Origin of the sequence: uncultured Altibacter sp., from assembly GCF_963972995.1 — a bacterium.
Taxonomy (GTDB): Bacteria; Bacteroidota; Bacteroidia; order Flavobacteriales; family Flavobacteriaceae; genus Altibacter.
In genome coordinates, this window is record NZ_CAXAXI010000016.1 from 18,949 (window position 1) to 33,117 (window position 14,169).

The window sequence follows — 14,169 nt, forward strand, 5'->3', positions numbered from 1 at the left end:
ATATTTCACTGGCAGTGTGACAATTGTTATTTTTATCGAAAATTTGAAGGATGGCAGATCAACAGACATTTTTTGACCATATTACTGAAGGAAATACCTTTAAGGGAGATGCCATTACGTTAGGTGCGGCCATGCTGGACGGAGAAACCATTACAAATGCATTGGTAAAAGTTCCCTTAAAGACCATGAACCGTCACGGACTTATTGCCGGAGCTACGGGTACCGGAAAAACAAAAACGCTTCAAGTACTGGCCGAAAATCTTTCAGAAAAAGGCATTCCAGTACTTTTAATGGACATGAAAGGAGACCTTAGCGGTATCGCGCAACCCAGTCCCGGACACGCCAAGATCGATGAACGTCATGAAAAAATAGGAATCCCATTTGAAGCAAAGAAGTTTCCTGTGGAGATCTTATCCCTTTCTGTACAAAAAGGGGTTCGCATGCGAGCTACCGTGAGTGAATTTGGGCCCGTGCTTCTGTCCCGTATTTTAGATTTGAGCGATACCCAATCGGGAATCGTTTCGGTCATCTTCAAATATTGCGATGATAACAAGCTGCCATTACTAGACCTGAAGGATTTTAAAAAAATACTTCAATACTCCACCGAGGAAGGAAAAGAAGAGCTTGCCAAAGATTATGGCAGGATCTCTTCGGCATCTACGGGAGCGATCCTTCGAAAGGTCGTGGAATTGGAACAACAAGGCGGAGATCTGTTCTTTGGTGAAAAATCCTTCGATACAGACGATCTTTTGCGTATCGACGAGAATGGTTTCGGTTATATCAACATACTGAGGTTAACAGACATACAAGACCGCCCTAAACTGTTCTCCACCTTTATGTTATCGCTCTTGGCTGAGATCTACGCTACTTTTCCCGAACAGGGAGATACGGGAAGACCCGAGTTAATTATCTTTATTGATGAAGCACATTTAATCTTCAACGAAGCGAGCAAAGCCTTGTTAAATCAAATTGAAAGTATCGTTAAGCTCATTCGCTCAAAGGGCGTTGGATTGTACTTCGTTACCCAGAATCCTACCGATGTACCCGATGCTGTATTGAGTCAGCTGGGATTGAAGGTGCAGCACGCCCTTCGGGCATTTACAGCTAAGGACCGAAAAGCGATCAAGCTTACGGCCGAAAATTATCCCATTTCCACCTTTTATAAGACCGATGAAGTACTCACTTCGCTGGGAATTGGAGAAGCCCTTGTTTCGGCTTTAAATGAAAAAGGGATCCCTACACCGCTTGCCGCTACCCTGCTGCGTGCACCCATGTCGCGTATGGACGTGCTTGAAGATAGCGAGTTGGAAGAATTGACAGCTCATTCCAAATTAATTAAAAAATACAACGAAACCATCGATCGGGAAAGTGCTTATGAACTTCTCAATGAGAAGATAGAACTTGCTGATCAAGAAGAAGCTAAAGAAAAAGCACGACGGGAGAAAGAAGCTGTCGAACGAAGTTCGTCCAGAACTACAACCAGCAGACGCCGCCGTGCTCCTCAAAATCCTTTGGTAAAAACCCTTACGAGCCCAACTGTAATACGCAGCGTGTTGGGAATTCTCGGAAAAATGATGCGTTAATAACTCAAAAAGAACCAAACTTTATATGAAAAAGACTCTATTTTTAGGAGCATTACTCACCCTTTTATTTGTACAATGCGGAAAAGACAACGACCCTTTCCTCATTAAACAAGGGGCTATTGGCAATCTTACCAAAGATGTACAGATGAAGCAGATCGATTCTATTTTTGCACAAGATTCCATTGTGCGGTTAAACCCTATAGCCGATGCTCTAGGAACTCAAGGGGAAGTAGAGATATATGAAAAAGGAGGCAAGAAATTACTATTGCTATCCCCCGATAATGAAAGCGACCCAACCTCGGTGATCACCAATGTTCAGGTGTTCGATGAGCGCTACGAGACAGATAAGGGGCTTAACATGAACAGTACGTTTAAAACGGTAAAAGAGAATTATACGATCGCAGATATTGAATCAACTATAAATTCAGTGGTCGTTTTTTTAGAGAACAGTGATATTTTTATAACCATCGATAAAAAACAACTTCCCGAAAATTTAAGGTATGACTCCAATGCAAAGATCGAAGTGACCCAAATTCCGGATGAGGCGACCTTTAAGTATTTTATGATCGGTTGGGATGCCGAAGATTAAAGTTCTCTAAAAACTATACCAAGGTTTTGTTAAGTTCCTTCGGCATGTAATTCTTATCTCCTAATTTTAATCGTATTAACCACCAAACCTGAAAATTATGATTAAGATTTTAGGATTTATTCTAACAATAGGAGGCGGAATCTCCTTGGTCATGGGCGTCTTAGGCGCTTTTGGAAGTGCGAATGTAGGACTTAGCCCTTGGGCCCTTATTATTTTAGGCGTTGTATTCTTTTTTGCAGGAATAGGCTTGCTGAAATACAGAAAGGATACCGATGTAGCCGAATCTAATAATTAATAACATGAACCCTCCTTGTGAGGGTTTTTAAATTTAATTGCTATGCCAGATCCAAGAATTAAAAATGAAGACCAGTACGAAGCACTTCGCGATAAAGGATACAGCAAAGAAAAGGCTGCCCGTATCGCAAATACGCCTGATGCCGGGAAAAAAGGGGGAAAAGCACAACCGTATGAAGCGTGGACGAAAAAGGAACTATACCAACAAGCGAAGAAGGTTGGTATCGATGGACGCTCTACAATGAATAAAAAGCAACTCATTAAGTCGCTGCGCTCTAATTAGAGTATGTCTGAATAAAGTAGTGTTAGAGATAATTTTGTACCTTCGAATAGTCAAGCGGTTATGCCGTGTATTTCGTCTTAGCTGTTTTTAAAGGATGTAGCAAAAATGTGTCCAAGAAAACCTCTACAAACAATATGGCGCAACTGCTTTAAGGGCGTAGTATGAACACAGTAAGTATTACAACGAAACTTCATCACCCTTACAAAAATTAAAATTGGGGGTCATGAAAAAAACCATCTTACTTCTTTTATTGCTCGCTACTTTGGTAGGTTGTAAAGACCCTTCGGAAAAGAACAATGCATCGCCAACAGCCATTCAAGATGCACCCCACTGTGAGAGTCAAGCGACCTTTGGGGATCTAAGTGTATGCTTCCCAGAAATCTCAGGTCTTAGTGAATGCTATGACAATCCTAATGTACGCGCTGCTGTGGATCAGTTCAACGATTCAGAGAATACAATTTTGGGGTATTATATTGAAGACACATTGTGTAAGAATGCTTCGACCTTTGGAAATGTCTCCTACGATAATTATTATCAGATCTATGCTGCGAACATGGCAAAGAACTACCACATGACGGCGGATGAGATGAACCAGATCATGACCATGATGACCAGCGGCTTCTTAGACAAGACCATGGAAGCAGTAAATGACAGTGCTGCATTTTCAGAAAAGAAAATTGAAGTGAGTCAACCTACGCTTATCGAAAAATACAAATTGAACAGTAGGTCCTCGACCCTTATCCTACTTATGAACATAGCGAATGAAAATGAAGCTCGTACCATGGGCGTTTCTATGACTGCAGTACTTGTTAGGGACCGGCTTATTTTTGTAACGTATTATTTAGACTATGAAGATGACACTTCCATAGACGCCATTAAAAAAAATACGAAACTATTTATAACCGCTTTTTTAAAGGCCAACAACTATTCTTAATCCTTAATTAGTACAAATGACAGTAGCACCATTCCATTTGGCAATCCCTGTACACGACCTCAACACCTGTAGAATTTTTTATAGAGATGTGCTTGGTTTCTCTGAAGGACGCAGTAGTGATCATTGGGTGGATTTTAATTGCTTCGGGCATCAATTGGTGATCCATTACAAGGAGGGTGCTTCAGAAGAAGCGATAACAAATTTGGTGGACGGAAAAGATGTTCCGGTTCCTCATTTTGGGGTTGTATTGGACATGGAAACTTTCACGGCCTTTTCAGAAAAACTCAAAAAAAATAACATTACTTTTATCATTGAACCTTACATTCGATTTAAAGGGCTAACCGGGGAGCAAGCTACCATGTTCTTTAAGGACCCTTCGGGAAATGCACTAGCATTTAAAGCATTCAAGAACCTTGATCAATTGTTTGCGAAATAAAATAATATGAGATCTATCAACCCGAAAATCATCCGACAAATCTTTGTCCTGCTGCTCATCCTTCTTATGGGCGGACTAATTTTTAGGGAGATGTTGCCTTATTTATCGGGCGTGTTAGGCGCTATCACCATCTACGTGCTCATGCGAAAATGGATGGCTCGCTTAGTGAGAAAAGGATGGCATCCCGATCTGGCTGCCGGGGTTTTAATGTTTCTTTCCTTTGTTGGAATTTTAATTCCCGTCACAGGGATCGTCCTTATGCTTACCAACAAGATAAGCAATGCCGTTAAAAATTCGGAACGGGTAGTGAAAGCTTTTAAAGAGCAATTGACATCCATTGAAGAAAAAGTAGGGTATGATCTCAATTCGCAAATCGATGCGGGCGCCGTATCCTCTTGGCTTTCAGAAAATTTGCAGAGTTTTGCCGGGGGAACCTTTAACATGTTCATCTCTATTGGTCTTATGTATTTTCTTCTATACTATATGTTTACCAACAGAAGTGAGCTAAAAGAATCGCTTTACGAATACATTCCCATCAATCGAAAAAATCTAAAATCCATAGGCAAAGAAGTCCAAATGATGGTAAGGTCCAATGCTTTGGGAATTCCATTGGTGGCTTTAGCGCAAGGTATCGTTGCTCTTATAGGCTTTTTAATTTTTGGAATTGAGGATCCGTTGTTTTGGTTCGTAATTGTCACCATTGGCTCCATGATTCCATTTGTAGGTACATTATTGGGCATCTTGCCGGTGTTTATCCTAACCCTTTCGTCCGGGGATACTTTCCAGGCATGGGGAATTCTAATCTATGGCTTTGTAATTGTTGGTTCTACCGACAATATCATACGACTGTATGTATTAAAAAAACTCGACAATGTCCATCCGTTAATTACTTTAATAGGGGTGATTGTTGGGGTACCTCTCTTTGGCTTTATTGGATTAATATTCGGCCCCTTACTTATTAGTTTATTCCTTATCGTCCTTCGTATCTACAAAAATGAATACGGGAAAGAAGTGGGCAACGGAGAAGAACGGCTCTAATTTTTGTTCACAAAATTTTGGCTCTTTTCGAAATTTTATAACGTTTCTTTAAAATAATTTCTAAAGCAATTCAAGTACCTTTCTTGAACTAACAATGACACTTATGCTATTCAGAAAAAATAAATCCAAGACCGAAGCTTCAAACGATGCGGCCGAATCGTACGCCAAAGAGAAAATCACCAAGGTTGAGGATGGTGATGTTGAAATTCTAATGGAAAATCAAGAGGCTATTTCGAAAAAACTTAGTAATGCCAGCCCCTTAAGCAAGTATTTGGAAATTGGAAAGCTCATGATGGCCATGGTGAAGGACATGAAAAATGGGAACTATAGCAATGTTCCTTGGTTTACCATTGCCACCATTGTTATGGCGCTCCTCTATGTATTGAATCCTATGGATCTTGTTCCCGACTTCATTCCCGGAATAGGGTATTTGGATGATCTGGCAATCCTCTCTATTGGGATTGGATGGATTGAAAGCGATTTGCATCGCTATCTGGACTGGAAACTCCAACAAGGAAAGGGAATTTAATTCGATTTACGTTGTTCTCTGGCGAGCAGAGTGTTCTTTAATAACATTGCGATCGTCATAGGCCCTACACCACCTGGAACCGGGGTAATAAAGCTTGCTTTCTTACTCACATTCTCAAAATCAACATCTCCGGTAATCACGTATCCCTTTGGGTGAGATTCATCGGCTACACGCGTAATACCAACATCTATCACCACCGCATCATCCTTGACCATCTCTGCTTTCAGAAAATTGGGCACACCCAAGGCTGATATAATAATGTCCGCCTGCGTAGTGATTTGCGCAATATTTTTTGTGTTACTGTGCGTGAGCGTAACGGTGCTATTACCGGGCCACCCTTTACGACTCATTAGAATACTCATGGGTCTCCCCACGATGTGACTTCTGCCTATGACTACTGTATGTTTCCCTTTAGTATCAACATCATACCGCTCTAAAAGTTCCAATATCCCAAATGGAGTTGCCGGTATGAAAGTACTCATGTCCAAGGCCATTTTCCCAAAATTCTCCGGATGAAATCCATCCACATCCTTACTTGGATCCACTGCCATCAATACTTTTTGCGTATTGATTTGCGGCGGAAGTGGCAGTTGAATTATAAAACCGTCAATGTCGTCATTTTCGTTAAGCTCCTTAATTTTTTGAAGCAATTCATATTCGCTCGTTGTGTGTGGTAGTCGCACCATGGTCGACTCGAAACCAACACGTTCGCAGGATCGCACTTTACTGCCCACATACGTTAGACTTGCCCCGTCATCACCCACGATCACTGCGGCAAGATGGGGTACTTTTTCACCGTTGGCTTTCATTTTAGCCACTTCGGCAGTGATCTCGTTTTTAATGTCGTTGGATACTTTCTTTCCGTCAAGTATGGTCATGGGCGTATATATATGGTTGTTTTTTATTTATTATCTCATCTTGCCCATCATTTGCATCATCTTGCGACCTCCGCCCCCTTGCATCATCTTCATCATTTTACTCATTTGATCAAATTGTTTCAACAGTTGATTCACCTGAGTCACCGATGTTCCACTCCCCTTGGCAATTCTCTTTTTTCTGCTTCCGTTGATTACAGAAGGTGTACTTCGCTCTTCGGGGGTCATGGAATGAATAATCGCTTCAATATGAACAAAAGCATCATCATCGATATCCACATCCTTTAACGCTTTTCCGGCCCCTGGGATCATCCCTACCAGATCCTTCATGCTTCCCATCTTTTTGATCTGTTGGATCTGCTTTATAAAATCGTCAAACCCAAATTGGTTTTTTGCAATTTTCTTCTGAAGCTTACGCGCTTCCACTTCATCAAATTGCTCTTGGGCACGTTCTACAAGGGAAACAACGTCTCCCATCCCTAATATACGATCGGCCATACGAGCAGGGTGGAACACATCAATCGCATCCATCTTTTCGCCGGTACCAATGAATTTAATGGGTTTATCTACCACGCTCTTAATAGAGATAGCGGCACCTCCTCGTGTATCTCCATCTAATTTTGTAAGAACTACACCTTCAAAATTCAACCGTTCATTAAAGGCCTTCGCAGTATTAACAGCATCCTGCCCTGTCATCGCATCTACCACAAACAATGTTTCTTGAGGCTGGATCGCTTTATGAACATTGGCAATCTCGGTCATCATTTCCTCATCTACGGCCAAACGTCCTGCCGTATCCACAATAACTACATTATGTCCGTTCGCTTTGGCATGCGCAATCGCATTTTGTGCGATCTCCACAGGGTTCAGATTCCCCTCTTCACTATACACTTCTACCCCAACCTGATCGCCTACAACATGCAGCTGATTGATCGCAGCCGGACGGTAAACATCACAAGCGACCAATAATGGTTTTTTGCTTTTTTTTGTTTTTAGATAATTTGCCAATTTCCCCGAGAATGTGGTCTTACCGCTACCTTGAAGTCCGGACATCAAAATTATACTTGGTGAACCTTGCAAGTTGATACCGGCGGTTTCACCCCCCATGAGTTCAGTGAGCTCGTCCTTTACCAGTTTCACCATCAATTGTCCCGGCTGTAAAGTCGTCAATACATTTTGACCCAAGGCTTTTTCTTTGACAGTATTTGTAAATTCTTTAGCGATCTTAAAGTTAACATCGGCATCAAGCAGTGCACGGCGAACTTCTTTTAAAGTCTCCGCAACGTTTACCTCGGTAATGCTTCCGTGGCCTTTTAGTACGTGTAGCGCTTTATCTAATTTATCACTTAAATTATCGAACATACTCTTTCTCTTTAGGGTTGCAATCCACCCGCTTCCTTGACTTGGGTGTTTGGAGGTGCAAAGATACTAATTGACAAGGGAGTTACAAAGTAGGAAGTATGGAAAGATAAAACGCGTAATTAAAAATAATAGACCTACCTCATGTTATCACTTTTTTCGTAAAGATTGACTTTATACCCCCTCTTTCAACAGTTGATTTAAATTCATGGTCTTTGTCGTTAAAAAATTACGCGAGGTCGCTTTCATTTATGAATAAGAATTAAGAAAACAGTAATATTCTTCAACACATATAAACGGTAAAATCCCATAAACCTAATACTTAACAAGCAGGTGCCATGCCGTAATAAATCCTTCAGAAATCCTTATTTCGCTCCGCTTTTTACAATTTGGCTTTAAAGACCTTGGTGTGACTGATCTTTAACTGCTATAAGAATGCTATTAGGAGGTTTCTTCCGAAGAAAATACAACTCCTTCTTTTACAAACATGCCGCATATATAAATCTTTTGTATCTTTAATAGGAAGTTACCTTGCAATACAGCCTAAAAAAAGGATGTATCATTCAAAAATAGCACAGGATAGAAGACGTCACTTAAAGGTTGACGGTATATAAGGTTCATCACAGAATGCTTTTTACTATTTGTTACACTCGGATTGTAGCACTACCACACCAACACTAATTCGAAGCATATGAAATCACCAAAATCCATTATTTTAGTATTGATCGCACTACTGTTTGTTACTGAAGCACATTATGCACAGGATACGAATTCACAGGCCTTTTGGGTTCATGAAGACCCGGTATATCCGGCTAAGGTAGCCGATTATGAAGAGTACTGCAGCATTCTTGCAAACAACTGTAAGAAATTTAATATTGACACTGCCCATTGGTATACCGTTTCCACCGACGATTTACGGTATTTTCACTTATCTCCGATAGACAACATGGCCGATCTTGATAAGAGCCGATTTTCGGGGCTTCAGAGTAAGATGGGAGAACAGGAGTTCAATCAATTGTTCGATAATTTCGACAACTGTTATGATACTCACAGCGACTACATCATCCACCTGGATAATGAGCTTTCCTATATGCCGGGAGGCGTGGATATTGCCGAAGACGGCTTGGAATTTAGAAAATTAGAATTCTGGTATACCACCCCGCAAAATTTTAATAAGGTATTGGATCTGGCTATGCAGTTCAAACAGCTTTACGCTAAGAAAAATTCACCTGAACACTATCGCGTTTACCGTAGTGGTTTCGGGGCTCCCGGGCAATTTATTTTGGTAGCAATTTCTGCTAAAAGTCCGGAAGATTACGAGCGTATCCGCAAGGAAAACAAAGAATTGTTAGCCGAAGAACGCAACAAGATATATGAGCAACTCTTGAGTTCGATCATTCGTGTTGAAACGCTCAATGGCTATATGAGGAGAGACCTTTCTTATATTCCGGCAGGAACGAAGTAGAGAGATGATCCGGTATTGATGTTAACGTCTTCCGCGGCGTTTATAACCTCCGCCTTTGGGCTGAGGTTTCTTTTTAGTATTGTTTTGGCGACCGCGTTGGTTTTGTGCTTTATTCTCTGCTTTACGTTCCAGAACTTCTGTAAGGGTTTCGGTGATTTCAAAACCGGGGAGCGTTTCGCTTTGTAGGGGTTCTCCTAACAGCTTTTCGATACCGGCCACATACTCATTCTCATCTACGCTTACAATAGATATCGCTTCTCCGGAGGCTCCTGCTCTTCCGGTACGACCTATTCGGTGCACGTAATCTTCAGGAACGTTAGGGAGCTCATAATTGATTACATGCGGCAATAAAGGTATATCGAGCCCACGTGCAGCAATATCGGTTGCAACGAGCACACGTACCTTCCCGCTTTTAAAACCAGACAACGCCTTGGTGCGTGCCCCTTGACTTTTATTTCCATGAATTGCCGCAGCACTAATCCCTGCCTTATCTAGTTTTTGACACAATCTGTTGGCACCGTGTTTTGTTCGTGTAAAGATGAGGACTTGTTGCCAGTCTCCTTCCGATATCAGCTTAATTACAAGGTCGGTCTTCTTGCTCTTGTCGGTTCGATACACAATTTGATCGATGATCTCTACCGCAGTATTTTCAGGAGTGGCTTCCACTTGCACGGGCTGGTGCAAAAAAGTGTTTGCCAATTCCTTTATCTCTTTTGAAAAGGTTGCCGAAAAAAGCAGGTTTTGTCTCTTCCCCTGCAATAAGGCAATAATTTTTTTTATATCCCTAAGAAATCCCATGTCTAGCATACGATCTGCTTCATCCAGTACAAGAATCTCAACATTTGAAAGAGTCACGGCCCGCTGATTTTGTAAATCCAACAATCTGCCGGGGGTAGCGACCAAAATATCTACGCCTTGCCGAAGGGTTCTTATTTGCGGATTCGCATTAACACCTCCAAAGATGACGGTAGCGCGTAAGGATGTGAACTCCCCATACTCTTTAAATTCTTCATACACTTGTGCTGCCAATTCTCGGGTTGGGGTTAGGATCAAGGCGCGTACCGGGCGCTGTCTTAATTGTGTCTGATTGTTTAATATATGAAGCATTGGTAAAGCAAAAGCAGCGGTCTTTCCGCTACCGGTTTGTGCCGAGGCTAAGATATCCTTGCGTTCTAAAATATTGGGGATGGCTTTTTGTTGGATAGGCGTCGGGGAAGTGTATCCCTTTTTGCTGATGGACCTCAACAGGGCATCGGAAAGCCCAAGCGTTTTAAATGACATATAAATTGTTTATAAAATGACAATTTAGAGTAACGTCATTTCTTTATGTTGCACAAAGATATGTTTAATTAGTGCGCTAGCCCTTTATATTTAACAATAATAACAGAATACGTAGTAATACGTAGAAATACTATTCTAAAAATATGTATATTTAAAGTGTTGTATTTCAAATACATATGCCTCCTTCTCTCACTTAGTCTCCTGCTGTGCTATACTACTATAATTTTCAAACCAATATTAACTAACTAACTATCGTATGAAAACAATGAAAAACGCAGGAATTTTATTCTTAACACTTTTAATGTTTACGGCCTGCCAAGAACAACCCGAAAGATACACGCAAACTTCACCGGAGATCGATTCTTTAAAAGCTGCAATGGCGGCGTATGAAGCCGGGGACTGGGAAGGATACAAGAGTCATTATGCCGATACGGCAAAGATCTACCACAATACTTCTGATAAATTTTTATCGGCTGCAGACAATGCAAATGCATTTAAGGAAACAACGGCTGCCTACTCATCTTACGGATTCGTGAAAGATGAAGGCGATATTGAAATGGTCGTGACTGATGATGGTGAAACTTGGGTAAATTTTTGGGGTGTATGGGAAGGTACCATGACAGCGAACAATCAAACGTACAAGATGCCGGTACACCTTACTGCGCAATTTATAGATGGCAAGGTAGTTAAAGAGTATGCTTATTACGATCGCAGCCCAATCGTGCTAGCACAAATGGAAATGCAGGCAGCGCAAGAAGAAGCAAGCATGGAGGAAGATACAGAAATGGAATAAGTAACTTTCAATAAGATACATCTCACTATTACAAAAGGCCGGTTCTATATTGGGAACCGGCCTTCTGTTTTCTGAAAAAGTTAACGATGGCTCATGCTTCTATTTTTAAAGTTTACCTATCTTTAAAAAATATTGATCACGAAATCTACGTATGAATATTGATCAGATCTTTAAGAACAATCAAGCTTGGGTTAACGAAAAGCTAGGACTTGACCCTAACTATTTCAGAAACTTAAGTGAAGGGCAACACCCCGAAGTACTTTATATTGGGTGCAGTGATAGCCGAGTGACAGCCGAAGAACTTATGGGAGCAAAACCCGGTGAAGCATTTATTCTAAGAAATATTGCCAATATGGTCTCCAACTTAGATCTAAGTGCCATGTCTGTGATCAATTATGCCGTACGTTTTCTTAAAGTAAATCATATTATTGTTTGCGGACACTACGGCTGCGGTGGTATTAAAGCTGCTATGCAATCACAAGACCTCGGTATTTTAAATCCGTGGTTACGCAACATTAGAGATGTTTACCGACTTCATCGTGTTGCTCTAAACGCCATTGAAGATGAAGAGGAAAAATACCGCCGTTTGGTTGAACTCAATGTTCAAGAACAATGCGTGAACGTCATTAAAACAGCCGATGTCCAAATAGCCTATCGAAAGAGAGACCTTCGGGTACATGGTTGGGTATTCGATATACATACCGGAAAAATAATAGACCTAAAGATCGATTTCAACAACATACTTAAAGATATCATGGAAATCTACCATTTAGAGAAATAACCCTTAAAACATACGCATGAAATTAATGTTCAGTTCGCTGCTCTTTGTATGCAGCATCACTATTTTAGCACAAACCGATAAAGAGCTAGTCCAAAATACCGTTAGCAAGAGTGCCATAGAAGGCCATATCTACTTTTTGGCAGATGATCTCCTAAAAGGAAGAGAAACGGGAACCGCAGAGAACAAGATCGCCGCCTCCTATTTGGCAAATACAATGCGGGGCTATGGAGTACAACCGGCATCGAAGGAAGGAACTTTCTACCAAAATATCCCAATGCAAAGAGTGAGCCCACCAAAACACACAGACCTTACGTTGGATGGAGTATCGGTTCGTCATAAAGTGGCTATTGAAGCGGTACCCTTAGAATATACCGGAAATGTCGTCTTTGTTGGATATGGACTTGAAGCAGACTATACAGGAAAGAATGTGGCAAACCAAGTTGTAGTAATGAAGGCCGGAGGGCCCGATGCCACAGATGCCCGTAGCGCATTTGGATATCGTGACAAGAAAATGGCTTTGGCGAAAAAAGCAGGAGCAGCGGGTGTGATCGAACTGCTTTCTACCGACGAGAACCTGTGGGGATTCATTGATCATAATTTTACCAACTCACGAATTAGTCTTGCCACCAACGAAGCTAAAGAGGCACCTAAGTCAAACGGCCTGCCTTATATTTGGGTGTGGGACGAAACTGGATCCTATTCAAAAATTTTTAGCGAAAAAAATACGGTAAAGAGTACATTGAAAATGGAGGCTGCTGTCACCGAAACTATTACAACCCAAAACGTGGTAGGCATGGTGGAGGGCACAGATCCTATGTTGAAAGATGAATACATTATCTACTCGGGTCATTACGATCACGTGGGTATTGGAACACCGGATGAGACAGGAGATACTATCTATAATGGTGCGCGAGACAATGCTGTGGGTATCACAACCGTATTGAGCATGGCACAAAATCTGGCCAAGTACCCTACAAAACGAAGTGCCTTGTTCATTCTGTTCACCGGAGAAGAAAAAGGATTGTTAGGTAGTGAATATTACGTGGAGAACCCCGTGCTTCCGCTAGAGCAGATGGTCTATTGCTTTAACAGTGATAATGCAGGGTATAACGATACTTCCCTTGCCACCATTATTGGTTTGAACCGGACCTCTGCTGGTTCACACATAAAAGAAGCAGCCACAGCATTTGGACTTACCGCCGTAGATGACCCTGCACCCGAGCAAGGACTTTTTGACCGTAGCGATAATGTAAAATTTGCCGCCAAGGGGATACCAGCACCTACCTTTAGTTTAGGTTTTACAGCGTTTGATGGAACACTTACCCAATATTATCATCGCCCGGGGGACGAGGCAGAAAGCCTGGATTACGACTATCTCCTCAAGTTTTTTAGTGCCTATGTATTGTCCGGTCGTAAGATCGCCAATGATCCCGTGACCCCTTTCTGGACAGCAGGCGACAAATATGAAGAAGCAGGGAAAAAACTTTATAAAAAATAGAGATGAGAGGAACCATAGTCATGATGCTCCTATTATTTTCGATCGCAAACACGGGATGTGCTTCCTTTAAAACTTCGATTGTGTATACCTACACCGACATGAACAACAATACCTATCACATTTCGGGGAATAAGGTTCGTTTCGATCCTGTGACGGCTTCGGAAAGTTCATCGGGGTATTATAGTGGCGGAACACCTTTTGCGTGTATCCTTTCTGAAAAATCCTTTCTTCAGATCGCTTCCTTAGCTGAAAGTTTACTGGATGCTTCAGAAACACATCGCACAAAGAGAGCGATGCGTACTGCCATACTTAGCAGCACCGAAAATGGAAGTAGACGCAGTGTAATTTTGGCTCCTTCCGAAGCGAGGGAAACTTTGGAAACATTATTAGCTTCGCTGCGCCCCGATTGAGCAAGGAACATTTTCAGCATA

Annotated in this window: 16 protein-coding genes; 13 read left to right on the forward strand and 3 right to left on the reverse strand. The window is 41.6% G+C overall.

Annotation, left to right across the window (positions count from 1 at the left end; translation table 11 throughout):
- Positions 1–50: 50 nt before the first annotated feature.
- The 8 genes from AACZ11_RS08180 (at position 51) to AACZ11_RS08215 (ending at position 5,686) form a co-directional block, all read left to right on the forward strand.
- On the forward strand, positions 51–1,583 hold the full coding sequence (locus AACZ11_RS08180) for a helicase HerA-like domain-containing protein (RefSeq protein WP_290628568.1): 1,533 nt from the start codon (positions 51–53) through the stop codon (positions 1,581–1,583).
- A gap of 25 nt (positions 1,584–1,608) precedes the next feature.
- Positions 1,609–2,172, forward strand: a complete 564-nt coding sequence (locus AACZ11_RS08185) for a hypothetical protein (RefSeq protein ID WP_290628567.1) — start codon at positions 1,609–1,611, stop codon at positions 2,170–2,172.
- 97 nt (positions 2,173–2,269) lie between these two features.
- Positions 2,270–2,467, forward strand: a complete 198-nt coding sequence (locus AACZ11_RS08190) for a hypothetical protein (RefSeq protein ID WP_290628566.1) — start codon at positions 2,270–2,272, stop codon at positions 2,465–2,467.
- Between the two features lie 42 nt (positions 2,468–2,509).
- Positions 2,510–2,749, forward strand: coding sequence for a Rho termination factor N-terminal domain-containing protein (locus AACZ11_RS08195; RefSeq protein ID WP_290628565.1), 240 nt, complete (start codon positions 2,510–2,512; stop codon positions 2,747–2,749).
- A 223-nt stretch (positions 2,750–2,972) separates the two neighbouring features.
- Positions 2,973–3,683 carry a hypothetical protein gene (locus tag AACZ11_RS08200; protein WP_290628564.1) on the forward strand — a complete coding sequence of 237 codons (711 nt, stop codon included), beginning with the start codon at positions 2,973–2,975 and terminating at the stop codon, positions 3,681–3,683.
- Between the two features lie 16 nt (positions 3,684–3,699).
- Entirely contained in the window at positions 3,700–4,119 is a 420-nt protein-coding gene (locus AACZ11_RS08205) for a VOC family protein (RefSeq protein WP_290628563.1), read from the forward strand.
- 6 nt (positions 4,120–4,125) lie between these two features.
- Complete coding sequence (locus AACZ11_RS08210; RefSeq protein WP_290628562.1) at positions 4,126–5,157, forward strand: AI-2E family transporter; 1,032 nt, start codon at positions 4,126–4,128, stop codon at positions 5,155–5,157.
- A 103-nt stretch (positions 5,158–5,260) separates the two neighbouring features.
- The gene (locus tag AACZ11_RS08215; protein WP_290628561.1) at positions 5,261–5,686 is read left to right on the forward strand and encodes a YkvA family protein; all 426 of its coding nucleotides are present in this window, start codon (positions 5,261–5,263) and stop codon (positions 5,684–5,686) included.
- Here AACZ11_RS08215 and AACZ11_RS08220 read toward each other — a convergent pair.
- On the reverse strand, positions 5,683–6,564 hold the full coding sequence (locus AACZ11_RS08220) for a bifunctional 5,10-methylenetetrahydrofolate dehydrogenase/5,10-methenyltetrahydrofolate cyclohydrolase (protein WP_290628560.1): 882 nt from the start codon (positions 6,562–6,564) through the stop codon (positions 5,683–5,685). The genes AACZ11_RS08215 and AACZ11_RS08220 overlap by 4 nt on opposite strands.
- A 30-nt stretch (positions 6,565–6,594) precedes the next feature.
- Complete coding sequence (ffh, locus tag AACZ11_RS08225; RefSeq protein WP_290628559.1) at positions 6,595–7,923, reverse strand: signal recognition particle protein; 1,329 nt, start codon at positions 7,921–7,923, stop codon at positions 6,595–6,597.
- 688 nt (positions 7,924–8,611) lie between these two features.
- Between ffh and AACZ11_RS08230 the strand changes: the two genes are divergently transcribed.
- The gene (locus tag AACZ11_RS08230; protein WP_290628558.1) at positions 8,612–9,385 is read left to right on the forward strand and encodes a hypothetical protein; all 774 of its coding nucleotides are present in this window, start codon (positions 8,612–8,614) and stop codon (positions 9,383–9,385) included.
- Positions 9,386–9,406: 21 nt separating this feature from the next.
- Here the strand turns inward: AACZ11_RS08230 and AACZ11_RS08235 are convergent, their stop codons facing one another.
- Positions 9,407–10,666, reverse strand: coding sequence for a DEAD/DEAH box helicase (locus tag AACZ11_RS08235; protein WP_290628557.1), 1,260 nt, complete (start codon positions 10,664–10,666; stop codon positions 9,407–9,409).
- 256 nt (positions 10,667–10,922) lie between these two features.
- Here AACZ11_RS08235 and AACZ11_RS08240 point away from each other — a divergent pair, with 256 nt between their 5' ends.
- From AACZ11_RS08240 to AACZ11_RS08255, 4 genes are all read left to right on the forward strand, one after another.
- Entirely contained in the window at positions 10,923–11,459 is a 537-nt protein-coding gene (locus tag AACZ11_RS08240) for a nuclear transport factor 2 family protein (RefSeq protein WP_290628556.1), read from the forward strand.
- Positions 11,460–11,610: 151 nt separating this feature from the next.
- Positions 11,611–12,240 (forward strand): carbonic anhydrase, encoded by a 630-nt coding sequence (locus AACZ11_RS08245; protein WP_290628555.1) that lies wholly within the window; start codon positions 11,611–11,613, stop codon positions 12,238–12,240.
- Between the two features lie 16 nt (positions 12,241–12,256).
- Positions 12,257–13,738 carry a M28 family peptidase gene (locus AACZ11_RS08250; RefSeq protein WP_290628554.1) on the forward strand — a complete coding sequence of 494 codons (1,482 nt, stop codon included), beginning with the start codon at positions 12,257–12,259 and terminating at the stop codon, positions 13,736–13,738.
- Positions 13,739–13,740: 2 nt separating this feature from the next.
- Complete coding sequence (locus AACZ11_RS08255; RefSeq protein WP_290628553.1) at positions 13,741–14,148, forward strand: hypothetical protein; 408 nt, start codon at positions 13,741–13,743, stop codon at positions 14,146–14,148.
- The last annotated feature ends 21 nt before the right edge of the window (positions 14,149–14,169 follow it).

Coding starts and splice junctions, on each gene's coding strand:
- AACZ11_RS08180 (WP_290628568.1), top strand. CDS start 51: ATGGCAGATCAACAGACATTTTTTGACCATATTACTGAAGGAAATACC.
- AACZ11_RS08255 (WP_290628553.1), top strand. CDS start 13,741: ATGAGAGGAACCATAGTCATGATGCTCCTATTATTTTCGATCGCAAAC.
- AACZ11_RS08195 (WP_290628565.1), top strand. CDS start 2,510: ATGCCAGATCCAAGAATTAAAAATGAAGACCAGTACGAAGCACTTCGC.
- AACZ11_RS08220 (WP_290628560.1), bottom strand. CDS start 6,564: ATGACCATACTTGACGGAAAGAAAGTATCCAACGACATTAAAAACGAG.
- AACZ11_RS08240 (WP_290628556.1), top strand. CDS start 10,923: ATGAAAACAATGAAAAACGCAGGAATTTTATTCTTAACACTTTTAATG.
- AACZ11_RS08190 (WP_290628566.1), top strand. CDS start 2,270: ATGATTAAGATTTTAGGATTTATTCTAACAATAGGAGGCGGAATCTCC.
- ffh (WP_290628559.1), bottom strand. CDS start 7,923: ATGTTCGATAATTTAAGTGATAAATTAGATAAAGCGCTACACGTACTA.
- AACZ11_RS08250 (WP_290628554.1), top strand. CDS start 12,257: ATGAAATTAATGTTCAGTTCGCTGCTCTTTGTATGCAGCATCACTATT.
- AACZ11_RS08245 (WP_290628555.1), top strand. CDS start 11,611: ATGAATATTGATCAGATCTTTAAGAACAATCAAGCTTGGGTTAACGAA.
- AACZ11_RS08205 (WP_290628563.1), top strand. CDS start 3,700: ATGACAGTAGCACCATTCCATTTGGCAATCCCTGTACACGACCTCAAC.
- AACZ11_RS08235 (WP_290628557.1), bottom strand. CDS start 10,666: ATGTCATTTAAAACGCTTGGGCTTTCCGATGCCCTGTTGAGGTCCATC.
- AACZ11_RS08210 (WP_290628562.1), top strand. CDS start 4,126: ATGAGATCTATCAACCCGAAAATCATCCGACAAATCTTTGTCCTGCTG.
- AACZ11_RS08230 (WP_290628558.1), top strand. CDS start 8,612: ATGAAATCACCAAAATCCATTATTTTAGTATTGATCGCACTACTGTTT.
- AACZ11_RS08200 (WP_290628564.1), top strand. CDS start 2,973: ATGAAAAAAACCATCTTACTTCTTTTATTGCTCGCTACTTTGGTAGGT.
- AACZ11_RS08185 (WP_290628567.1), top strand. CDS start 1,609: ATGAAAAAGACTCTATTTTTAGGAGCATTACTCACCCTTTTATTTGTA.
- AACZ11_RS08215 (WP_290628561.1), top strand. CDS start 5,261: ATGCTATTCAGAAAAAATAAATCCAAGACCGAAGCTTCAAACGATGCG.